Raw genomic sequence first — 20,187 nt, forward strand, 5'->3', positions numbered from 1 at the left:
ATGGACATGCCCATCAATACCTTCAAGCAACGCCTGCGCGGCGGCCAGGCGCAGATCGGCCTGTGGCTCGGCCTGGCCGACCCGTACAGCGCGGAGCTGGCGGCCAACGCCGGCTTCGACTGGCTGCTGCTCGACGGCGAGCACGCGCCCAACGACCTGCGCAGCCTGCTCGGCCAGTTGCAGGCAGTAGCGCCCTACCCGGCCCAACCCATCGTGCGCCCGGTGATCGGCGACACCGCGCTGATCAAGCAACTGCTGGATATCGGCGCGCAGACCCTGCTGGTGCCCATGGTCGAAAGCGCCGAACAGGCACGCCAGCTGGTGCGGGCGATGCGTTACCCACCCCAGGGCGTGCGCGGTGTCGGCAGCGCTTTGGCGCGGGCGTCGCGCTGGAACAGCATCCCCGGCTACCTGGACCAGGCCGACGAACAGATGTGCCTGCTGGTGCAGGTGGAGAACCGCGAAGGGCTGGCCAACCTCGATGCGATCTGCGCCGTCGAAGGCGTCGATGGCGTGTTCATTGGCCCCGCCGACCTCAGCGCGGCCATGGGACACCGGGGTAATCCGGGGCATCCCGAAGTGCAGGCGGCCATCGACGACGCCATCGTACGCATCGGCCGGGCCGGCAAGGCGGCGGGGATCCTCAGCGCCGACGAAGCGCTGGCGCGACGGTATATCGAGCTGGGCGCGGCGTTCGTCGCCGTAGGGGTCGACACCACAGTGCTGATGCGCGGCTTGCAGGGGTTGGCGGGCAAGTTCAAGGAGGGGAACGCTGCCATCGCCCAGGGCAGTGTCTACTAGGCTTTGCAGGGCGTAAGCTCGATGTTGGGAGCGGTCCGGTGACAGCAGGAAGCAGCACTGGCCCCTCCGGCAGCACCATGCTAGCCTCCGCGCGCCCCGCACTGCGGGGCCGCAACAACATCGAATCAAGGAGTCAGGCAATGGACCTGCAGTTTCTGGGCACCTCTTCCGGTGTGCCCACCAAGGCCCGCAACGTCAGTGCGACCGCGGTCATCGAATCGTCCGGCACCGGCTGGTACCTGGTCGATTGCGGCGAAGGTACCCAACACCAGTTGCTGCACAGCCCGCTGTCGGTGCGCGACCTGCGCGCCATCCTCATCACCCATGTGCACGGCGACCACTGCTTCGGCTTGCCGGGGCTGCTGGCCAGCGCCGGCATGTCGGGGCGCAAGGAGCCGCTGCAGCTGGTTTTACCGGCCGACCTGCAGGCCTGGGTGCGCCAGAGCCTGGCGGTCAGCGATACCTACCTGCCCTTCGAGCTGCAGATGCAGCCGGTCGAGACCTTCACCGGGCTGGAACATGGCAATGTGCAGATCGGCGTGGTCGAGCTGTCGCACCGGGTGCCGTCCTACGGTTTCGTGTTCGAGGAGCGTGACCCAGAGCCACGGCTGGACACACAGCGCCTGCAGGCCGACGGCATTCCTGCCGGGCCGCTGTGGGGGCAGTTGGCCCGTGGCAGGACTGTCGAGCACGAGGGGCGCCAGCTCGACCCACAGGCCTACCTGCAACCGACGCGCCCGGCGCAGCGGATCATCGTCTGTGGCGACAATGATCGCCCGGAGCTGTTGAGCACGCTGGCGGCGAACGTGGATGTGCTGGTCCATGAGGCGACCTTCACCCAGCCGGTGGTCGAGCGTGCCCAGGCGACCTTCGGCCACAGCACCGCCGCCGCAGTGGCGCGCTTCGCCGAAACGGCGGGGGTGAAGAATTTGGTGCTGACGCATTTCAGTGCCCGCTACCAGTCGGGCGGCGGGCGTGGTGGCTCCATCGAGGAGGTGCGTGAAGAGGCGCTGGCGCACTACAACGGGCACCTGACCCTGGCCCGGGACCTGCAGCGTTATCGGCTTGGCCGTGATGGGGTGTTGGTCGAGGTCGAGTAACGCCCGCTCCCACGAATGCCCGCACAACGCTGGTGATGCCTGGGCGATTCCTGCGGCCTCAATGCGCCGGATGCTGCTCCGCGCTGGCCGCAAGACAGTAGCGATCCCGCCCCTGACGCTTGGCTTCATAAAGCGCCGCATCCGCCGCCGCCATCAGGTTCTCCGGGGTCACCGTCTCCAGCGTCGGTGCACCCACCGCGATACCGGCACTGGCCGTGACATGCCCCAACGGGCTGCCGGCATGCTCGATGCCCAGCCGGCGCAACAGCTGCAGGATCTCCTGGACGATCTGGCTGGCGCCCTGGACATCGGTATCGGGCAACAACAGGGTGAACTCCTCGCCACCATAACGCACCGCCAGGTCCCCTGGGCGCTTCAGCGCCTGTCGCAACAGCTCGGCGAAACGCCGCAGGCACTGGTCGCCCGCCGGGTGGCCGTAGCGATCGTTATAGGCCTTGAAGTAGTCCAGGTCGAGCATCACCAGGGCCAGCGGCCGGCCCTGGCGGCGCGCCCGGCGGATCTCCGGCTCGAACACCGCGTCCAGGCGTCGGCGGTTGCCCAACCCGGTCAGGCTGTCGCTCAGAGCCAGCGCCTTGAGGGTCTGGTGGGCCTGGTGCAGCGCGCGCTCGATGGCGATGCGCTCGCGCAATTGGCGTAAAACGATCCAGCCGAAGCCGGCCAGGCCAATCAGCAGCAGGACCAGCACGGCCACCGACTTGATCATGTCATGCCGCCAGGGCCCGACGATCGACTCGCGGGACAAGCCCGCCTGCACCACCAGCGGGTAGCTGGACAGCGCGCGGAACGCGTACAACCGCGTCGTGCCGTCAACCACTGCCACCGCCTCGGCCACCCCTTCGCTGGCGTAGGGCAGGTAATGACGGAAGATCTCGCTGCCGGCCAGGCTGCGGCCGATGACCTGCTCGACGAACGGCCGGCGCACGAGGATGGTGCCGTCGCGCTTGGCCAGCACCAGGGCGCCACGTTCATCGATCTTGAAGTCGCCGTAGTAACGCACGAACCAGTCGACCTTGATGGTGCCCAGCAGCACCCCCGCGAAGTGGCCATCGGGCAGGTCCAGGCGCCGCGAGATGGGGATGATCAGATCGCCCGTTGAGCGGCTGCGCACCACCGAGCCGATGCGCACCTGACGGTCGGCGTGGGTCTGGTGGTAGATGAAATAGTCGCGGTCGGCGTTGTTGGCGCCCGGCGGCACGGCATCCTTGTCGGTGACGATCCAGCTGCCATCGGCGCCATAGACGAACAGGCCGTGCAATTGCGGCATGATCCGCGCCTGTTGCTTGAGCAGGGCGTGCATACGCGGTCGATCGACATGGGCGAAGCCATCGCCTTCCAGGCGCTCGGCCAGGACGGCGGTGATCGCGTCCACCTGGCGGATGGCGTCCTCGGCGTGCTGGGCGGTGGCCCGTGCCAGGTTGGTGACCGCGTTCTCGGCGTCGCTGAACGCCTGCCGGTACTCGCGCCAGATCCGCCAACCCTCGATCAGCACGAACGCCAGCATCACCACGGCCATGAAACCGAGCACCAAGCGGAACAACGACACGGCGCGGCCCTCGCCGGTCACCGCGAAGACGCCGTCATCAGTGTGTTTCCTGGCTGCTGCCATCAAAGTCCCTTGTCGTCACGCACTGGCCGCCCATCACTATAGTTCAGCGCAACTGCTGGGTGTTCGCAGCAGATACATGGGCACAACTGTCCTTCTTCTGTGGGAGCGGCCTTGTGTCGCGAAAGGGCTGCAAAGCAGCCCCGGGATTTTCGCATCAGGGCAGACGCCGCTGGGGCCGCTGTGCGGCCCTTTCGCGACACAAGGCCGCTCCCACAAGGCCCCGTTCAACACTATGCCCCAAGCTCCGCCACGATCGCTTCCATCAGCGCCCGCACCCGCCTCGGCTGCACCCGGGCCGGCGGATAGACGATCTGCAGCGCCACCTGCCCGGCGCTGAAGTCGCCCAGCACCTCCACCAGCCGGCCACTGTCCAGGTCATCCTGCACATCGCGCAGCGACTTCAGGCACAGGCCATGCCCGTCCAGGGCCCAGCGCCGCACCTGCTCGCCGTTGTTGGCGACCCGCCGCCCGCGCACGCTGACCGGATACGCCGCCGAGCCCAGACGAAACGGCCAGACCCGCTCGGTGTGAATGCCGAAGCGCATGATGATGCAGTCGTGACGCGACAGGTCGTCCGGGTGCAGCGGTGTTCCATGCCGACGCAAATAATCGGGCGCGGCGCACACCACCCGGCGGTTATCACCCAGGGGCCGGGCGCGCAGTGAGCTGTCGGCCAATGTGCCGTAACGGACGGCGAAGTCGATGCCCTGCCCCACAAGGTCGACGTAGCCATCGGTCAGGTCCAGGTCGATCGACACCTCGGGGTGCTCGGCGAGGAAGCGGTCGAGCAGCGGCGCGATGCAGTGCTGGCCGAGGTCCACCGGGGCGCTCAGGCGTACCAGCCCGGAGATCTTCTGCTGGCCGTGCCGCAGCTGGTTCTCAAGCTCGTCGGCCTCGGCCAGCAAGCGCCGGGCGCCGTCGGCCAGCAGGCGACCGGCGTCGGTCAGGCTGAGCGAGCGGGTGCTGCGGGTCAGCAGCGCCACCCCGTAATGCGCCTCCAGCGCCGACAGGCGCTCGGACACAGTGGCCGGTGACAGGCCGCGCTCGCGGCCCGCCGCCGACAGGCTGCCCTTTTCGATGATGGTCAGGAACAAGGCCAGATGATCCAGCATGGTTTTCGCTTTTTCCGAAATATGATTTTGCCTTTCGGCTGATTATTGGCGATTTTTTCGCTAATTACACTGCCGGCATCGAAACCCACGCACTCAGGAGCGAACCGATGACCAGCAGAAGAGACTTCATGAAAGGCACCCTCGCCGGCGGCATCGCCGTGGCGGCGGGCGCGGCACTGGCGAGCGAGCCAGGCAGCACCAGCGGGACGACGCCAGGTAGCGGCGATGGCAAGGCGTTCTGGCCCAACGGCGTGCAACTGGTGATCTCGGTGTCTTTGCAATTCGAATCGGGTGGGCAGCCGGAGCATGCCGAAAGCCCCTTCCCGCCACTGGATCCACGCTACCCCGACACCATCGCCCCCAGCTGGTACCGCTACGGCCCGCTGGAAGGCGTGCCGCGCCTGCTCGCGTTGTTCGACCAGCACGGCATCAAGGTCACCTCGCACATGGTCGGCCAGGCCGTGCAAGCGTACCCGGAGCTGGCGGCCGAGGTGGTCCGGCGTGGTCACGAAGCCGCCGGGCACGGTCTGCACTGGGCCCCCCAGTACAGCCTGACGCCCGCCGAGGAGCGCCGCCAGTACGAGCAGGCCAGCGCCATCATCGAGCGCGTCACCGGGCAACGTCCGCTGGGTTTCAACGCGTTCTGGATGCGCCACTCCCGCGAGACCCTGAATATCCTCCAGGACCTGGGTTTCCTCTACCACATCGACGACCTGGCCCGCGACGAGCCCTCGATCACCCCGGTGCGCGGCAAGCCGTTCGCCGTGGTGCCCTACACCCTGCGCAACAATGACATCGGCCGCATCGCCGGATCCACGGCGATGACCGGCGCCGCCCTGCTGCAGGAGCTCAAGGACGAATTCGACGTGCTGTACGCCGAAGGCCGCCAGCGTCGCCGGCTGATGTCGCTGTCGGCCCATGACCGCATCGGCGGCACACCCACCGTGGTGCGGGCGCTGGACCAGTTCTTCGCCTATGCCCGCAGCCATGCCGGCGTGGCGTTCATGCGCAAGGACGACATCGCCCGCTGGACCCTGGCCCAGGGCGATGCGCCGGTCAATCCGCCGCGGGTGTTCGGCACAGCAAGACGGCCTTACGCCTAACCTGTAGGAGCGGCCTTGTGTCGCGAAAGGGCCGCGAAGCGGCCCCAGCGATATCTGCTTCGACGCTGAAATCCCGGGGCCGCTTTGCGGCCCTTTCGCGACACAAGGCCGCTCCTACAGGGGTTGCGTTGGGGCCACTTACTTGCTCACTGCCCCACCAGGCCCGCCTGGCGCATGAACGCCAGGTTGTCCTCCAGATGCCAGTCCTCGGCGATCCGGCCATCGGCGATGCGATAAATGTCCATGGCGATGAAGTCGATGGCCTGGCCCTGGCCCTGATGCTCGCCCAGCGTGCCGGTGAAGTGGCCGGTGAAGCGCAGCGCAGCGGTGACCCGGTCGCCGGCGACGATCATCTGCAGCACCTCGCAGCGCAGGTCCGGCACCGCCGCGCGGAATGCCCGGGAAGCCTTCAGCGGCCCTTCGACGCCCTGCGCCCGCCCCGGCGGCAGGGTGTTGTCGCGAAAGTCGGCGGCCAGCGCGGCGCGGGCCATGGCCTCGTCGCCGGTGTTCCAGAAGGTGTCGTAGCGGCGGGCGGCAAGGATCTGCTGCTGCGCCTGGGCCTCGGGCAGGCTCTGGTCGACCACCAGCGTGACCGGCGTCACCAGTTCGCTGGCGTTGCCCAGGTTGGCCGCCGCAGTCAGCAGCAGCGTGGAGATCCAGCGGGCGGCACGCAGCGCCGAAGCCTTGGTTTCGGTATTCATCCTGATTTCCTTCAGTGCGTTAACAAGGGGGCATGGCGCGGCCGCGAACCATGGACAACAGCCTAACCAGCCCCGACGAAGCGCTCAAGAAGGCACTTTTCACTCACCTGATTACCCTGGAGTAACCCATGGCCCACTACCGCGAATGCCCGGCCTACGACGTCTTCGCCCCGAACTGCCCGGCACGCCTGGTGCTCGATCGCCTGGCCGACAAATGGGTGCTGCTGCTCATCGACCGGCTCAGCGCCGGCGAACGGGTGCGCTTCAACCAACTGCGTCGGGATATCGCCGGCGTCTCGCAGAAGGTGCTGTCGCAGACCCTCAAGAAGCTCGAGCGCGACGGTCTGGTGGAACGCCAGGTACACCCGACCGTGCCGCCCACCGTCGAGTACGCCCTGACCGAATTGGGCGCGACACTGGGTGGCACCGTGGAACGCCTGGCGCACTGGGCGGAATCGAACATGCCGGCGATAGTTCAGGCTCGACAACGCTACGATGACAGGCCGAACCAAGGGTGCCCCCCACGCCTGCAGGCAAGCGCGTAACCTCGACTTACGGCTGCTGATACTGACTCAGGTACTTGTCCAGCACCGCCTTGTCCCCCGCCCCATCCCCCGCCACCTGCCACAACCGCCGCTCGATCCCCTGGGCCAGCAGGTGGCCCACCGCGGCTTCGATGGCCGACAGCACGCACAGCTGCGCCGGCTCGTTGGTGGTGTAGCCCACCTCGGCCTCGAGCAGCTTCTTGAACTCGATGAACTTGAACACCCCGGCGTTCTGCCCGACCGAGTAGATGGTCTTGCTGGTCATCACGTTGGCCAGCACCTGGCCGGTGCGCACGTCCACCGCCCGCAGGTTGACCGTAACCTGGTCGACCCGGTACTCCCGGGACAGGCCGATGCCCAGGTAGCGGGCACCCTCGCCGCCGCTGCGCACGTTGGTGTCATAGGCGATGATGCCGCCCTCAAGCATCAGGTTGGCCGCCTGCAGCGGCGGCAGCTCGCCCTGGATGTTTTCCGCGACGTCGGGCTTCTTCTGCGAGGCGCGGATGATCTTGCGCTCGGTCAGCAGGTTCTGCAGGCCCTCGCGCTCCAGCACCACGAACCAGCCACTGGCGTTGAGCGCGTCCATCAACATGCTAGCCGCCCCCTGGGTGACGCTGGTGGAAAACGAACTGGCCGGGGTCGGTTTGTATTGCCCGGTCTGGTCGCGGAAGCCGTACACCACCGCCATCAGCCGACCGCGTGGCCGGGGCATGTTGACCAGATCGTAGTAGGTCGAGGCCCGCGGCGTCAGCGTCGGGGTCTCGGGGTCCTGTTCGGCGGGCATCGGCTCGCGCAGGCCGCAGCCTTGCAGGCTACCCAGGGCAGCGAGGACCAGCAGTGTGCTCAGCAGGCGTTTCATGGCGTTCTCTCCCCAGTAAAGACCCTTCCCTCTCAGGGGTTCAGGCCGCTGACCTCAATGATCGAGACTTCCCCGGTGGCCCGGTCGGTGACCTTGATGCTCAGCGCCCCCGAGTCGTCGATGACGTCGATCAGGAAGGCGTCGGTGGACATGCTGCCGGTGTTGCCGTTGCTGATGTTGTCCAGCAGTTGCCCGAGCAGGCGCGACTCGAGCTGGTTGCTGAAGCGCTCCAGGGCCGAGGTGCCGGCGAACGCCGAGCTGCGGTCCTTGAGGTCGGGATCGTCGTAGTCGTTCTGCGCCTGGGCGTTGTTCAGCAGCCAGGCGCCATTGATCGGGTTGCCGCCGAAGGACGGGTTGACCGGGGTGTACACCAACTCCGTGGCCAGGGCCTGGCCACCGAGGCCGGCAGCCAGCAGGCAGGCGGCGATGCGTCGTGCAAGGTGGGTGCTCATAGCTCGTCCCTCTCAAGATCAGTTGTGTCCTGCAGCAGTCGTTGCAGCTTGCGCTGGATGATCTGTTGCCTGACCAGGTCGGCGGCCGCGATGGCCTCGTCGTTGAGTTGCGTGGTGTTGGGCGGCAGGAAGCGCCGGTACAACACCTCGCGCTCGTATTCCACCGTCACCAGGCTGCCCCAGCGGGCATCCGGGCGTTCACGCACCACCAGGTTGAAGTCGAGCCGGCTGGTGGCGCGCAGCCGGTCGCTGAAGGCGTGATAGAAGTCGTGGCCGATGTGCGAGATGGTGTTGTCGACGATGAAACCCATCATCTCGTCCTCGGCACCCGCCCGGGCCTGGCCCTGCAGCAGGGCCAGGCACAGGCACACCAGCGCGGCCAGGCGTTTCATGGCGCCTCTCCCGGGCCTGCATGCCGCCGGGCGTCGCCGGCGCTCTCGGCAAAGGCCTGTTCGGCGACGAACTGCCAGTCGCTGTAGTGCTCCAGCCCCTCGAAGCCGTTCCACTGGGCGTCGAAGCCGCTGCGCTTGAGCGGCGCGGCCTCGGAGCGGCTGTACACTCCGGTGATGCGGCCATCGACCGCGCGCAGCAGGCCCCACTCTTGGCCGCCGACAGGGTCTGGGTAGAGCCTGCGCAGGTGGCGCTGCGGCGCCGGGAAACGGTTGTCCTCCACCAGCTCGCCCAGCTCCTGCGGGTACTGGGCCAGGCCCGGCGAGGCGCGGTAGTAGCTGCGCAGTGCCTGGGCATACTGGCCGCCCACCCACAGCAGCTGGCGCTCGCGCTCACGCTGCACGCTGGTGGCCCACAGGGTGCCGGTAGCCGCCAGGGCCACGCTGCTGATGGCGATCAGCAGCAGCACGCCCAGATAGGTGAAGCCGGTTTCACCATTCGGCATAGAGGCTGCCATCACGCGCCCTCCCGCTGGCTCCACTCTTGATGTCGGCCACCCCGCCGGCCACGCCCTCGGGCGGTGGCACCAGCTGCCAGGCATCGCGACGTTCGGTGATCGGGTCGACCGGGGTGTTGCGCAGGTAGCGCTGCTCCACCAGCTGGTCGAGGGAATCGGGGTAGTGCCCGGTGTCGCCGTAGAAGTGGTCCAGCGCCTCGCGCAGTACCGCCAGGCTCTGGCGCAGGGTGGCCTCGCGGGAGGCCTCCAGGCTGTTGAAGTAGCGCGGCATGGCGATGGTCATCAGGGTGGCGATGATCGCCATCACCACCAGCAGTTCGATGAGGGTGAAGCCCTTGCTCGGTTTCATCGCCGTCACCATTGCCCGTAGGGGACGTTGTTGAGGCCCTTGCCGGCGGCCAGGGAGTACACGTCGAACACGTCCTCGCCCTCGCGCGGGCTGTCGGCCGCGCTGTCGTAGGCGCGCAGGCCCCAGCCGCCCTGGTCGTCGGCCTTGACGGCGCGCAGCGGGTCGTGGGGGATGCGCCGCAGGAAGTAGAACTTCGCGCCCTTGGCGCTGCGCACATCGCGCACGCCGTCCACCAGCACCTGCAGGTTCGGCGGATAGCCGCTGCCGTTCAGGCGCTTCTCGATGTAGCCGGCGTCGAAGGCGCGCTTGTAGGCATCGATGGCGTCGCGGATCTGGTACAGGGCCTCGCGCAGCTGCTGCTCCTTGCCCCGGCGCACCACGGTCTCGGTCAGTGGCGCGGCCATGCTGGCGAGCAGCCCGAGCAGCGCCAGGGTCAGCACCACCTCGATCAGACTGAAGCCCTGCTGGCGACGTGTCATGGCCGTGGCCTCGGGCTGGCGGGCACCACCGCCATCTGCCCTTCGACCAGCGGCGCCTCCTGCGACTTGCTGCCCGGCACCTCGGTGGGCACGGCGCTGGCCGGCACCGGCTGGGCCAGCTGGCGCACCTGCAGGGCCGACTCGGTGCCGGTGGCGAACTCCATGTCCGACGGGCTCTGGTACGGCAGGTTGCGCACGATGCGCGGGGTGATCGCCAGCACCAGCTCGGACTTGCTCATGTCGTCCTTGTTGCTGCCGAACAGCCGGCCCAGGCCGGGAATGTCACCCAACCCGGGGATCTTGTTGCCGCTGGCGTTGTGGTCGTTGCGTACCAGCCCGGCCAGCACCTGGGTCTCGCCGTCATGCAGGCGCAGGCTGGTCTGGGCATTGCGGGTATCGACCTGGACAGGGATGGTGCCCTGGCGGGTCGCCTCCAGGGGCGTGGCGTTGCTCACTTCCAGGGCCACCTTGATCGCCACCTCGTTGTTCAGGTGCACGGTGGGCTGCACTTCGAGCTTGAGGCCGACGTCCAGGTAGGTGACGCTCTCGGTGATCACCGGGCCCTGGGTCGAGGGCACCGAGGTCGCGCTGATGATCGGCACCCGCTGGCCGATGTGGATGCGCGCCTGCTCGCGGTTGCTGACCCGGATCACGGGGCTTGCCAGGGTGTTGATGTCCTTGTCCTGGGCGTTGATCTTGGCCTGCGGCGCCGGCGAGATGCTGATCCGGCTGGAGTCGATGCCGCGCAGCTGGTCGAGCACGCTCACCGACTTGCCGTCGCTGGTCAGCACGCCAAAGGTGTTGGGCCATTGCAGGCCGAGGTCGAGGATGCGCGAGGTGGCCACCTCCATCACCTCCACCTCCAGCACCACCTCGGGGTTGGACTGATCCTGGGACTGCAGCAGCTTCTCGACCATGCGCACGGCGTCGGGGGTGTCGCGCATGGTCAGGGTGTTGAGGCGCTCGTCGACGAACACGTCACGGGTCTTGAGCATGGTCTTGACCATGTTCAGCGCGGTGTTGGCGTCGATGCTGGTCAGGTAGAAGGTGCGCATGACCAATTCCTGGTAGTCCTTGGTCTTCTGCGGCGAGTCCGGGTAGATCAGCAAGGTGTTGTCGTTGACGATCTTCTGGCGCAGCTGGTTCTGCTCCAGCAGCAGGGCCACGGCGTCCTCGATGCGTACCTCGCGCACGAAGATGGTGGCCTTCATGTCCGGGCGCAGGTCCTTGTCGAAGATGAAGTTGATCCCGGCGACCTGGGCCAGCACCTCGAAGATGGTCTTAAGGTCAGCATCGCGAAACTCCAGGGTGACCGGGCGTTCCAGCTTGCTGCGCAGCTGCGGGTACGGCGTGGCGGTACGCGCCTGGACGTTCTCGATGTCGCTGCGCAGCATCTGGCCTTTCTGGTTCTGCGGATCCAGGCGCAGCACCTCGCGCATGTAGCGCTCGGCGCCGAACAGGTCGCCCTGGCGCAACGCCGCCTGGCCGAGGGCGACGCGATCGTCGAGGGTGCGGATCAGCTCCAGCTGGCGGATGCCTTCCTGGGCGCGGCGGTTGTTGGCCTCTATGGTCAGCACCCGGCCGTAGCCCATGCGCGCGCCGGCGAAGTCGTGGCGCACGCGGTCGCTGTCGGCCTGGGTCAGCAGCGCCTCGACCGCAGCCTGGCGGCCGTGGGCCAGGGCGATGTTCAGTTCGGTGTCACGCGGATCCTCGCGCAGGGCCTCTTCCAGGCGGGCGATCCCGGCCTCGTACTGGCCTTCCTTGATCAATTCCTGGCTGTCCTTGCGCGCGGCGCTCGAGCCGCATCCGCCGATGGCCACGCACAGGGCCAGGAGCATGAACGGTGCAGGCTTGCACAACTTCGACGATTTCATGGGGCGCTCCCGACAGACAGGGTCTGTGGCTGGTGCAGTGGCAGGTAGACCAGGCTCAGCTCGGTGGCCGAGACGTGGTCCAGACGGTAGGTGTCATCGATCACATCGCCCTGGCGCACGACGTAGAGCTTGTCGCCGCTCTGCAGGAAGATCTGCAGGTCGTCGCGCTCGCCCATGCGGCCGATGAAGCGAAACGGCAGCGTCGGGGCGGTGGGCGCGACGGCCACCGGAGCGGTGACCACGGGTTGCTCGGTGACGGTGGCCAGGGCCTGGGGTGGGGTCCATTGCTGGCTGGGGAACAGGTCTGTGGAAGCCTGTTCCGGCCTCTTCGCGGGTAAACCCGCTCCCACAGGGTCAGCTGCATCCCGGGACCCTGTGGGAGCGGGTTTACCCGCGAAAGGGGCCGCCTCGTCCTCCAGGCCGAACCAGTGCCCCGGCGCCCACGCCAGCGCGGCGCTCATCCCCAGGAACCCGGCCCACATCACCGCACGCTGAGTGTTCATCACGACCTCGACAGGTAAAGGGTCATGCGCACACGACCGGTCAGTTCCCGGTCACCGATCCGCTTGCGCTGCAGCTCCAGGTCCTCCAGCACCAGGGTCGGCAATTGGCCGAGCAGTGCCTTGAGAAAGCCTCGGATCTGCGGGTAGCTGCCCCGCACCGGCAGGACGATCTGGTAGCGCGCAAGCTGAGTCTTGGGGTCCACCCCCAGGGCGTACTCGCCGCGGGACAGGCTGATGCGCTCGGCGCTGGCCAGGTGGTACAGGCGCTCGATCAGCTCGCTGGCCTGGGGCTGGCCGGGCAGCTGCTGGCGCAGCTCATCCAGCGCCTGTTGCTCGGGCCGGGCCTGGACCTTCAGCTCGCCGCGCGCCAGGCGCTGTACCTGGACGCTGGCATCGGCCTCGCTGGCACGCAGTTCGCGCACCGCCTGCCAGTGCGGCAGCACCCCGGCCAGGGCGACGGCCAGCGCCAGGGCGCCAACCAGCAGCGCCGCCAGCCCTGCCCGGCCAAGGCGCCGCAGCGCTTCGTGGACGATCAGGCTAGGGACGCGCATGGCCGGTCTCCCAGGTGGCGGTGAGGTTGAAGCGCACCGGATGCTCGGCCTGCCCGGCCAGCACCTCGTGGTTGAGCAGCGACACGTCGGACAGCTCGGCGCTGCGCTCCAGGCGCTGGTGGTACTGCAGCATCGCCTCGAGGTTGCGCGCCTCGGCGCTGATGCGGACCTGGCCCTTGCGTGCGTCGGGGGTGAGGCTGAGCAGCGCCACGTCTTCCTGCGGCATGGCCTCGAGCATGGCGAACAGTTGCTGCCAGGGCCGCTGCAGTTGCTGCGAGACGCTGCGCATCTGTGCCAGGCGCTCGGCCTGCTCGCGGATCACCGCGCTGCTCTGCACGGCAGCGGTGGCCGGGCGCCGGCCGAGCTTGAGTTCGAGCTGGTGCACGCGGCCTTCCAGGTCTACCTGCTCGCTCACCAGTTGCTGCTGGGCCAGCACCAGCACTGCCAGCACGGCGCCGCCCAGGGCCAGCAGCGACCAGGCCAGGGGGCTGCTGTGGCGGGGCTGGAATTCCAGGTCGAGGCGGCGCATGTCAGGCCACCGCCCGCCACATGGCGCACAGCGGATCGGCCTCGGCGCTCGGCGCGCACAGCTGCACCGCCGCCAGCTGCGAGGCCGCCGTACGTCCCGGCGCGTGCAGGTACACCCGCGGCGGCTGCTCACCGTACAGCTCGCAGGTGCGCTCGATCAGCGCCTGCAGGGCCTGGTCGCTGTCGGCGCAGCCCTGGGCCAGCACCTGCTGCCAGGCGCCGCCGGCGGCCAGCAGCAGCACGCTGCGGCGCGGCTCGGCGAGCACGAACAGGAAGTCGCCCTGGGCCAGCTGCGACGAGCAGCGGTTGTAGGCGGCCATCAGGTAAGGCTGCACCGAGCGCAGGCTCAGGCGGCTTTCCCGGCCCAGGGCCTGCAGGCCCTGGAGCAGCGCCTCGGGCAGCGCGGTGGCGATGCGCGCGGCGCCCGCCGGCTCCGGCGACAGCACGATGCGCCAGTCGTCCAGGGCCTGGCCGTAGAGGTGTTCGAAGCAGGCCCGGGCGTAGATGTCCAGCTCGCCCGGGGTGCCGATGGCGTCGCTCCAGGGCACCAGGCAGAAGCGGCTGTAGCGGGCCGAGAGCAGCACCCGCAGTTGCGCGCCGCGTGCCGGGTGCTCGCCGAGCAGGCCGGCCAGGGCCTCCAGGGCCGGGGCCCAGGCGGGCTGGGCGGCATCGCAGTTGAAGGCGCGGCTGCCCAGCCACTGGTGTTGATGTCCGTGCCAGCGACCCAGGCCGACACCCTCGGCGCCGAGCACGGCGCAGTACCGATCAGGCGATAAATGTGACACGGTTGATCTCCTCGAGTGTGGTGCGGCCGTCGCGGACCAGGTCCAGGGCCGAGGCGCGCAGCAGGCGCAGGCCGCGTTGGCAGGCCAGCTGCTTGATCTGCGCGAGCGGGCGGCGTTCGACGATCATCTGCCGCAGGTCGTCGTCCAGGTGCAGCAGTTCGGCAATGGCGCTGCGCCCGCGGTAGCCGCTGCCACGGCACTGGCCGCAGCCCTGGGCGCGCACGAAGCGCCAGCCGGTCACCGCGCCACGGGCCAGGCCCGAGGCGGCCAGCAGTTCGTCGTCGGGCTCGCAGGGCACCGCGCAGTGCGGGCAGGCCAGGCGTACCAGGCGCTGGGCCAGCACGGCGTTGAGCGCCGAGACGAAGCTGTAGGGGTCGACCTGCATCTGGCTGAAGCGGCCGATCACATCGAACACGTTGTTGGCGTGGATGGTGGTGAACACCAGGTGCCCGGTCAGCGCCGACTGCACGGCGATCTGCGCGGTGTCCGGGTCGCGGATCTCGCCGACCAGGATCTTGTCCGGGTCGTGGCGCAGGATCGAACGCAGGCCGCGGGCGAAGGTCAGGCCCTTCTTCTCGTTGACCGGAATCTGCAGCACGCCGGGCAGTTGGTACTCGACCGGGTCCTCGATGGTGATGATCTTGTCCATGCCGTGGTTGATCTCGCTGAGCATGGCGTAGAGGGTGGTGGTCTTGCCGCTGCCGGTCGGTCCGGTCACCAGGATCATGCCGTAGGGCTCGCCGGCCAGCCGGCGCAGGGCGCACAAGGTGTGCTCCTCGAAGCCCAGCGCCTGCAACCGCACGCCGCTGACCTGGTCGGACAGGTCCTGCTTGTCCAGCACCCGCAGCACCGCGTCCTCGCCGAAGATGCTCGGCATGATCGAGACGCGAAAATCGATCTGCCGCTCGCCGATGACCACCTTGAAGCGCCCGTCCTGGGGCACGCGCTTCTCGCCGATGTCCAGCTCGGCCATGACCTTGATGCGCGAGATCACCTGCTCGGCGAAGGCGCTGCCGCTGGCCTTGCCGGCACCGTTGAGCACGCCGTCGATGCGGTACTTGATGGTCAGGCCCTGGCCGGTCATGCCTAAGTGGATGTCGCTGGCGTGCAGCTTGAGGGCGTCGTACAGGGTCGAGTTGACCAGTTTGACCACCCGGCTCTGGTCTTCGCTGATGCTGGTCAGCGACAGGCGCTGCAGCGGGTCGGCCTCGCCACCGGCCTCGGCGTCGTGGCCGAGGGCATCGACGGCGTGGAAGCTCTCTTCGTGGCGGGCCAGGAACGCGGCCAGGTCGGCGGCGTGGACCAGGTACAGCGGCGCGCCCTGCAGGCAGTCGTCGATCCAGGCCAGGCGGGCACTGTCGAAGGGGTCGGCGAACACGCCGACCCGCTCGCCGTTGTGCTCGACCAGGGCGAATTCGCGCTTCAGGCATTGCGCCAGGCTGACCTGGTCGAAGGCCGGGGCGCAGGCGAACAGGGTCTGGGTGGCGAGTGCCGGGTAATGCAGGGTGATGGCCAGGCGCTGGGTGAAGGTGGCGGGCGTGTCGCTGCAGAGGCGCTCCAGGCAGGCCAGCAGGCGCTCTTCGCCGGCTTGCTGGCGGGCCTGGGCCAGGAGGTCGCGGGAATAGCCTGGAATCACCAGTGCCCCGTTCGCGGGTAAACCCGCTCCCACAGGTTCGGCGCAATGGCGGGAAGCATGGGGGCCCAGTGGGAGCGGGTTTACCCGCGAAGAGGCCGGTACCGACAGCGGATCTTCCGAGGTTGTATCGATTGCCTGGGACATGGCCTGCGACTCCGCTCAGGGGCGGCGCCGCAGGCCGGGGGACCTTGGGCGCCGCTATTCCCCGGTGAGCAGTTGTTCGTCGTCAGGTTCGCCTGGCCTGGCGCCGTTGCGTCGGCGGTCGGCCAGGACCCAGCTGCCATCGTACAACTGCAAGGGGAACGACTCGTTCCTGTTCTGGCGTCGCTCGACGAACCCCGTGGCCGGCTGGTCGGTGCTCCTGCGCTGGCGCTCGATGCCCATCAGGTCGAAGACGGCGCGGGCCAGTTCCATCAGCGGGAACGGCTTGAACAGGACATGGGTCACACCCAGCTCGGCGGCGCGCTCACGGACCTCGGCGGTCGGGTGGGCGGTAATCAGCACGAAATGACACGACCTGTTCCTGCGCACGGTCTCCAGGACCTGAAACCCCTCCATATCGGGCAAGCGGTAATCCAGCACGATCACGTCCGGTGCCAGGTTCTCGGCCAGTTCGATACCCGAGGTACCGTCATGGGCGAGATGGACCTCCAGGCCTTGCGCCTGCAGATACGCTTGCAGGTTCTGCGCAAGGGTCTGTTCGTCATCGACTACCAATACTCTGTTCACCAAGGTCCACTCCCATGAACTGCCCGGTTTCCCGGTCTGCGAAGTGCGGCCTTGTAGAGGCTTGAGCAGGCTTCGTGCCAGGCATGAAAAGTCATAGCGCACCGCTTACAAGTCATTGATATCGTTGTTGCTTTAAATCCACTCCAGGCCATGCCGGCAGGTCTTCCCCCACAACCGGGGAAGCTGATGGCACTTTGCCTTTGGGGCATTCCCCAACTGTGGGGGAACGCCCAGGCACCCCTTCAGTCGGCGCGTTCCACTGTAGCGGAATCACGCAAACGTTGGCGCACCGCTTGCCGCGCCTGGGCCTGCAATTGCGCGACGAGCGCATCCCTGGCCAGGCGCAGGCCGTATTCAGGTAAGACCGAAGTATTATCACTTTGGTTCTGCGTTCCTTGCAGTCTTTGCCGATTGGCCTGATGGAAGGCCGCGACCTCGGCTTCGCTGGGCTCTGCCACCGCCGTCAGGCGGGCGTAGACCTGCTGGGCAGCCATCTCCTGACGAGTGTAGTCAGCGAAGCTGCGCCGATCGAAGTCCGCCTCCTCCAGGCGGCGCTCGAACACCGCAGGGCTTCCGAAGGCCGCCTCCACCTCGCCGACCCGGGCCGTCACCTGGGCGTCGCTGACCTCGATGCCTTGGCGCTGGGCCTCCTGCCACAACAGCTCCTTGTCGATCAGTTCGTCCAGGGCCTGCTCGCGTAGGCGCTGGTACAGGTTGGGGTTGCGGATGCTCGCCACCGCCCGCCCCTGGGCCTGGAGGTATTCGCTGAAATAGCGCTCCAGGCGCAGCACGCCGATGTCCACGCCGTTGACCCGTGCCACCGGCGTGTCGGCGTGGCTTGCCAGGGCAAGCAATGACAACAGGCAGGTAAACAGTATGCGCATGGTCATCCACTCCTGAAGCGGTCATGGTGTGTCCGGCACCGGGCGATACGGCGCCAACTCGACATAGTCCGGCCCCGGCAGGCTCACCGCCACCACATGGGCGCCCGCCATGCCCTGGCGGCGCCCGGGGCCGAAGCCCAGCAGCGGCGTGAGCCCGGTATCGACGTCATGCAATTGCTCCAGGGCGCCGAGCAGCTGTTCACGGCTGGCATCGCGCCCGACCTGTTTCAAGGCTTCGACCAGCAACTGCCAGGCGCACAACGTGCTGACCTGCAACGAAGCCTGCCGCGGTTCCAGCCCCTGGCGCTGCTGCACACCGGCCAGGGTCGCCCGCCCCCGCGCGCTCCAGTCGCCGGGCACGAACGGATAGGCCAAAAGTACCCGCCGCGACCAGGCCGTTGCCAACCCCGGCACGGCGCCGGCCACCTGGCTCGACGCGGCGAGCAGGTAAGGGTTGCGTCCACCGGCCTGCAGGCTGGACGCCAGCTCGGCAAACGCCTGGGCGCGCCCCAGGAAGACGATGCCTTCGCCCGCTACCGCCTGGCCGGTGAACGCTTGCACGGACACGCCGGTGAAGCCCAGTTGACGCAAACGCTGCTGTAGCACCTGTGCCGTCTCGGCCTGGTCCTCGCCGGCATAGACCACCCGCACGGCATCGGGGGCCAGGCCAAACGCATCGCGGGCATGCAAGGCCACGCTGAGCAATTGCTCGGGCACGCCCGGCAAAGGGTCGAACACCTGGGAACTGCCACCACTGCGCGGCGTGGCACCGATCAGCGGCAGGCCCGCCTGCTCCAGCTGGCGGCTGTCGAGCAACGGTGCAACCGGCGCGATCAGGGCGAAAATCCGCTCTCTATGTATCAGCTTGTCCAGCGCCTGGGCTGTGCTGGCCGGATTCGGTCCTGGGTCCAGCGCGATCAGTTGCAAACGACGCCCATGGATCCCCCCCGCCTGGTTCAACTGTGCGACGCCATCCTCCAGCACCGCCCTCACCGTCCGCCCGGCCTCTGCCAGCGGGCCTTGCTCGGGGAGCAAGGTACCGAGGCGCAAGGTACCCTCCTCCACGCCCGGGTCGCGGTCCTCGACCAGGCGCTTGAGGTAGGCCGCCAGGTTGCGCTGGTCGGCCAGGCTCAGCTCGAAGCGCGGCATGGCCGGGTCCAGGCGGTTGCCGGCGGGATCGACGCCGCTGCCCACGACCCGTGCCAGGCTGGCGTCGGTATAAGCCGGGTAGCGTCGGTTGTTGGCCTCGCGATCACCCGGGCCGAGGGCCAGGCGCTGCCAGTCCAGGCTTGGCGGCCGCACCCCGCCCTCGCTGCGGCCGCGCCCGTCGTTGCCATGGCAACTGGCGCAGGGCAGCACGCTGGCCGGCACGCTCATGTCCCCGGGGCCCACCCGGGCCAGCAACTGGGCGTCGCTGCTGGAGAGGCCTTCGCGGTAGAGGCGTTTGCCCGCTTGCTCCTGGGCCGTCAGATCCAGTGCGTGCGAGGTGTTGCACATCATCAGGATCAACATCAGGTACAGGGGCAGGCCATTTCTGATGCCTGCAGCGCCTCCTGTGGGAGCGGGTTTACCCGCGAATGCTGCACTGGGCTCACTGACGCATTCGCGGGTAAACCCGCTCCCACAGGGGCCGTACCGCCCGATTGCCCAGGGCTTCATGATGTTCACCGCCCCGCCAGCGGTTGGGTCAGCAGCTGCATGCGCTGAGCGATCGCCGCCGGTGGCGCGTCCGGGCGGATCTTGCTCCAGCGCTTGCCTGCCACGTCGCCTGCGATCAACTGCGTCGAATGCTGCTCGGGGCTGGGCAGGAACTGCCCCAGGCGCCCGAGCACCAGGTCGACGCTGGCCTTGTCGCCGGTCAGGAACAGCCAGTTCGGCCCGTCCACCCCTTGCTTGTGGGCAAACGCCTTGAGCACCTCGGGCGTGTCGTTCAGCGGGTCGCTGCTCACCGAGACGAAGGTCACCTGGGCCGCAAGCTCGGGCCCCATGGCCTCGCGCACCTCGCGCAACTTGCGGGTGATCAGCGGACAGGCGTCGTTGCAGTGGGTGAAGATCACGTTGAGCATCACCACCTTGTCCTTGAGCACATCGCTGTAGAAACGCAGTTCGCGGCCGTCCTGGTCCTTGAGCACGGTGTCGGTGAACCAGGTCTGCGCATCGCGGGTGCCACCGCCGCTGACCATGGGCTGCGGCGCGGGTTGCGGCGCCGGCGCGTGGCCCTCGTGGGCGAACGCGACCGAGGCGAGGATCCACAGGCAGCCACCGAGCACCAGCCAGTCGAGGCTGCGCATGCCGGCATGGCGGGAGGTCTGGGCGCTCATGGCTGCACCTCCTGGCCGGCGATGGCCGTACTCTTGGCGTGCACCCGGCGCGCGCTCAGGCGGTTGATCTCGCCGATCAGCACGTTGGGGTCGGTGAAGCCGTAATAGCGCGTCCAGTGCCCGCTGCGCCCGTCCCCGACCAGGATCAGCGGCGGGTGCTCGCTGAGGTTGGCGCTGAAGCTGCCCAGCCCCTTGAGCGTCTCGCTGATGGCATAGGGCGAGCCGGTCAGCCAGCTCCACCCCGGCCCGTGCTGGAACGCCCGGGCATACCCGGCCAGGCGTTTCGAATCATCGCGCTGCGGATCGACGCTGATCGACACCAGGCGGATCTCCTCGCCCAC

Annotated in this window: 24 protein-coding genes; 4 read left to right on the plus strand and 20 right to left on the minus strand. The window is 68.1% G+C overall.

Annotated features, from left to right (window positions below; genetic code table 11):
- Window positions 1-801 carry a 4-hydroxy-2-oxoheptanedioate aldolase gene (gene hpaI, locus DMX06_RS22695; protein WP_110739447.1) on the plus strand — a complete coding sequence of 267 codons (801 nt, stop codon included), beginning with the start codon at window positions 1-3 and terminating at the stop codon, window positions 799-801.
- A 140-nt stretch (window positions 802-941) separates the two neighbouring features.
- Entirely contained in the window at window positions 942-1,901 is a 960-nt protein-coding gene (locus tag DMX06_RS22700; RefSeq protein WP_110739448.1) for a ribonuclease Z, read from the plus strand.
- Between the two features lie 58 nt (window positions 1,902-1,959).
- Here DMX06_RS22700 and DMX06_RS22705 read toward each other — a convergent pair whose 3' ends face one another.
- Window positions 1,960-3,528: a sensor domain-containing diguanylate cyclase gene (locus tag DMX06_RS22705; RefSeq protein ID WP_110739449.1), complete on the minus strand. Its 1,569-nt coding sequence runs from the start codon at window positions 3,526-3,528 to the stop codon at window positions 1,960-1,962.
- A gap of 230 nt (window positions 3,529-3,758) precedes the next feature.
- Entirely contained in the window at window positions 3,759-4,640 is an 882-nt protein-coding gene (locus DMX06_RS22715) for a LysR family transcriptional regulator (protein ID WP_110739451.1), read from the minus strand.
- Window positions 4,641-4,747: 107 nt separating this feature from the next.
- On the opposite strand from DMX06_RS22715, the gene DMX06_RS22720 reads away from it, so the two are divergent.
- Window positions 4,748-5,743 (plus strand): polysaccharide deacetylase family protein, encoded by a 996-nt coding sequence (locus tag DMX06_RS22720; RefSeq protein WP_110739452.1) that lies wholly within the window; start codon window positions 4,748-4,750, stop codon window positions 5,741-5,743.
- Window positions 5,744-5,889: 146 nt separating this feature from the next.
- Here DMX06_RS22720 and DMX06_RS22730 read toward each other — a convergent pair whose 3' ends face one another.
- Window positions 5,890-6,444 carry an ester cyclase gene (locus DMX06_RS22730; protein WP_110739454.1) on the minus strand — a complete coding sequence of 185 codons (555 nt, stop codon included), beginning with the start codon at window positions 6,442-6,444 and terminating at the stop codon, window positions 5,890-5,892.
- Window positions 6,445-6,572: 128 nt separating this feature from the next.
- Here DMX06_RS22730 and DMX06_RS22735 point away from each other — a divergent pair, with 128 nt between their 5' ends.
- Window positions 6,573-6,989 carry a winged helix-turn-helix transcriptional regulator gene (locus tag DMX06_RS22735; RefSeq protein WP_110739455.1) on the plus strand — a complete coding sequence of 139 codons (417 nt, stop codon included), beginning with the start codon at window positions 6,573-6,575 and terminating at the stop codon, window positions 6,987-6,989.
- A 7-nt stretch (window positions 6,990-6,996) separates the two neighbouring features.
- Here the strand turns inward: DMX06_RS22735 and DMX06_RS22740 are convergent, their stop codons facing one another.
- From DMX06_RS22740 to DMX06_RS22820, 17 genes are all read right to left on the minus strand, one after another.
- A complete protein-coding gene (locus DMX06_RS22740) occupies window positions 6,997-7,848 on the minus strand; it encodes a CsgG/HfaB family protein (protein ID WP_110739456.1) in 852 nt (283 codons plus the stop codon).
- A 32-nt stretch (window positions 7,849-7,880) separates the two neighbouring features.
- Window positions 7,881-8,300, minus strand: coding sequence for a curli assembly protein CsgF (locus DMX06_RS22745; protein WP_110739457.1), 420 nt, complete (start codon window positions 8,298-8,300; stop codon window positions 7,881-7,883).
- A complete protein-coding gene (gene csgE / locus DMX06_RS22750; RefSeq protein ID WP_110739458.1) occupies window positions 8,297-8,692 on the minus strand; it encodes a curli production assembly/transport protein CsgE in 396 nt (131 codons plus the stop codon). The genes DMX06_RS22745 and csgE overlap by 4 nt, the downstream gene beginning before the upstream one ends.
- Window positions 8,689-9,207, minus strand: coding sequence for a type II secretion system protein (locus DMX06_RS22755; RefSeq protein WP_110739459.1), 519 nt, complete (start codon window positions 9,205-9,207; stop codon window positions 8,689-8,691). The genes csgE and DMX06_RS22755 overlap by 4 nt, the downstream gene beginning before the upstream one ends.
- Entirely contained in the window at window positions 9,182-9,556 is a 375-nt protein-coding gene (locus DMX06_RS22760) for a type II secretion system protein (protein ID WP_110739460.1), read from the minus strand. Before DMX06_RS22760 ends, DMX06_RS22755 begins: the two co-directional genes overlap by 26 nt.
- A gap of 5 nt (window positions 9,557-9,561) precedes the next feature.
- A complete protein-coding gene (locus DMX06_RS22765) occupies window positions 9,562-10,035 on the minus strand; it encodes a type II secretion system protein (RefSeq protein ID WP_110739461.1) in 474 nt (157 codons plus the stop codon).
- Window positions 10,032-11,909 carry a secretin N-terminal domain-containing protein gene (locus DMX06_RS22770; RefSeq protein WP_110739462.1) on the minus strand — a complete coding sequence of 626 codons (1,878 nt, stop codon included), beginning with the start codon at window positions 11,907-11,909 and terminating at the stop codon, window positions 10,032-10,034. Before DMX06_RS22770 ends, DMX06_RS22765 begins: the two co-directional genes overlap by 4 nt.
- The gene (locus DMX06_RS22775) at window positions 11,906-12,412 is read right to left on the minus strand and encodes a hypothetical protein (protein ID WP_110739463.1); all 507 of its coding nucleotides are present in this window, start codon (window positions 12,410-12,412) and stop codon (window positions 11,906-11,908) included. Before DMX06_RS22775 ends, DMX06_RS22770 begins: the two co-directional genes overlap by 4 nt.
- Window positions 12,412-12,963: a type 4a pilus biogenesis protein PilO gene (gene pilO, locus DMX06_RS22780; protein ID WP_110739464.1), complete on the minus strand. Its 552-nt coding sequence runs from the start codon at window positions 12,961-12,963 to the stop codon at window positions 12,412-12,414. Before pilO ends, DMX06_RS22775 begins: the two co-directional genes overlap by 1 nt.
- Window positions 12,950-13,492 (minus strand): PilN domain-containing protein, encoded by a 543-nt coding sequence (locus tag DMX06_RS22785; RefSeq protein WP_110739465.1) that lies wholly within the window; start codon window positions 13,490-13,492, stop codon window positions 12,950-12,952. The genes pilO and DMX06_RS22785 overlap by 14 nt, the downstream gene beginning before the upstream one ends.
- 1 nt (window position 13,493) lies before the next feature.
- A complete protein-coding gene (locus tag DMX06_RS22790; RefSeq protein ID WP_110739466.1) occupies window positions 13,494-14,276 on the minus strand; it encodes a hypothetical protein in 783 nt (260 codons plus the stop codon).
- A complete protein-coding gene (locus DMX06_RS22795; RefSeq protein ID WP_258378904.1) occupies window positions 14,257-16,056 on the minus strand; it encodes a GspE/PulE family protein in 1,800 nt (599 codons plus the stop codon). Before DMX06_RS22795 ends, DMX06_RS22790 begins: the two co-directional genes overlap by 20 nt.
- Before the next feature lie 54 nt (window positions 16,057-16,110).
- Window positions 16,111-16,644 carry a response regulator gene (locus DMX06_RS22800; protein WP_181427882.1) on the minus strand — a complete coding sequence of 178 codons (534 nt, stop codon included), beginning with the start codon at window positions 16,642-16,644 and terminating at the stop codon, window positions 16,111-16,113.
- A 239-nt stretch (window positions 16,645-16,883) separates the two neighbouring features.
- On the minus strand, window positions 16,884-17,525 hold the full coding sequence (locus DMX06_RS22805; protein WP_110739470.1) for a SurA N-terminal domain-containing protein: 642 nt from the start codon (window positions 17,523-17,525) through the stop codon (window positions 16,884-16,886).
- A gap of 21 nt (window positions 17,526-17,546) precedes the next feature.
- Window positions 17,547-19,037: a cytochrome c/ABC transporter substrate-binding protein gene (locus DMX06_RS22810; RefSeq protein ID WP_375538114.1), complete on the minus strand. Its 1,491-nt coding sequence runs from the start codon at window positions 19,035-19,037 to the stop codon at window positions 17,547-17,549.
- Between the two features lie 152 nt (window positions 19,038-19,189).
- Complete coding sequence (locus DMX06_RS22815) at window positions 19,190-19,846, minus strand: SCO family protein (RefSeq protein WP_110739467.1); 657 nt, start codon at window positions 19,844-19,846, stop codon at window positions 19,190-19,192.
- A partial coding sequence (locus DMX06_RS22820) for an SCO family protein (protein WP_181427883.1) occupies window positions 19,843-20,187 on the minus strand: 345 nt, incomplete at its 5' end. The genes DMX06_RS22820 and DMX06_RS22815, both read right to left, overlap by 4 nt.

Source organism: Pseudomonas mosselii, assembly GCF_003205295.1.
GTDB classification, from domain to species: Bacteria; Pseudomonadota; Gammaproteobacteria; order Pseudomonadales; family Pseudomonadaceae; genus Aquipseudomonas; species Aquipseudomonas mosselii_B.

Coding starts and splice junctions, on each gene's coding strand:
- DMX06_RS22795 (WP_258378904.1), bottom strand. CDS start 16,056: ATGTCCCAGGCAATCGATACAACCTCGGAAGATCCGCTGTCGGTACCG.
- DMX06_RS22785 (WP_110739465.1), bottom strand. CDS start 13,492: ATGCGCCGCCTCGACCTGGAATTCCAGCCCCGCCACAGCAGCCCCCTG.
- DMX06_RS22740 (WP_110739456.1), bottom strand. CDS start 7,848: ATGAAACGCCTGCTGAGCACACTGCTGGTCCTCGCTGCCCTGGGTAGC.
- DMX06_RS22735 (WP_110739455.1), top strand. CDS start 6,573: ATGGCCCACTACCGCGAATGCCCGGCCTACGACGTCTTCGCCCCGAAC.
- DMX06_RS22745 (WP_110739457.1), bottom strand. CDS start 8,300: ATGAGCACCCACCTTGCACGACGCATCGCCGCCTGCCTGCTGGCTGCC.
- DMX06_RS22760 (WP_110739460.1), bottom strand. CDS start 9,556: ATGAAACCGAGCAAGGGCTTCACCCTCATCGAACTGCTGGTGGTGATG.
- DMX06_RS22720 (WP_110739452.1), top strand. CDS start 4,748: ATGACCAGCAGAAGAGACTTCATGAAAGGCACCCTCGCCGGCGGCATC.
- DMX06_RS22765 (WP_110739461.1), bottom strand. CDS start 10,035: ATGACACGTCGCCAGCAGGGCTTCAGTCTGATCGAGGTGGTGCTGACC.
- DMX06_RS22815 (WP_110739467.1), bottom strand. CDS start 19,846: ATGAGCGCCCAGACCTCCCGCCATGCCGGCATGCGCAGCCTCGACTGG.
- DMX06_RS22755 (WP_110739459.1), bottom strand. CDS start 9,207: ATGGCAGCCTCTATGCCGAATGGTGAAACCGGCTTCACCTATCTGGGC.
- DMX06_RS22770 (WP_110739462.1), bottom strand. CDS start 11,909: ATGAAATCGTCGAAGTTGTGCAAGCCTGCACCGTTCATGCTCCTGGCC.
- DMX06_RS22775 (WP_110739463.1), bottom strand. CDS start 12,412: ATGAACACTCAGCGTGCGGTGATGTGGGCCGGGTTCCTGGGGATGAGC.
- hpaI (WP_110739447.1), top strand. CDS start 1: ATGGACATGCCCATCAATACCTTCAAGCAACGCCTGCGCGGCGGCCAG.
- DMX06_RS22705 (WP_110739449.1), bottom strand. CDS start 3,528: ATGGCAGCAGCCAGGAAACACACTGATGACGGCGTCTTCGCGGTGACC.
- DMX06_RS22805 (WP_110739470.1), bottom strand. CDS start 17,525: ATGCGCATACTGTTTACCTGCCTGTTGTCATTGCTTGCCCTGGCAAGC.
- DMX06_RS22810 (WP_375538114.1), bottom strand. CDS start 19,037: ATGTTGATCCTGATGATGTGCAACACCTCGCACGCACTGGATCTGACG.
- csgE (WP_110739458.1), bottom strand. CDS start 8,692: ATGAAACGCCTGGCCGCGCTGGTGTGCCTGTGCCTGGCCCTGCTGCAG.
- DMX06_RS22715 (WP_110739451.1), bottom strand. CDS start 4,640: ATGCTGGATCATCTGGCCTTGTTCCTGACCATCATCGAAAAGGGCAGC.
- DMX06_RS22730 (WP_110739454.1), bottom strand. CDS start 6,444: ATGAATACCGAAACCAAGGCTTCGGCGCTGCGTGCCGCCCGCTGGATC.
- pilO (WP_110739464.1), bottom strand. CDS start 12,963: ATGCGCGTCCCTAGCCTGATCGTCCACGAAGCGCTGCGGCGCCTTGGC.
- DMX06_RS22700 (WP_110739448.1), top strand. CDS start 942: ATGGACCTGCAGTTTCTGGGCACCTCTTCCGGTGTGCCCACCAAGGCC.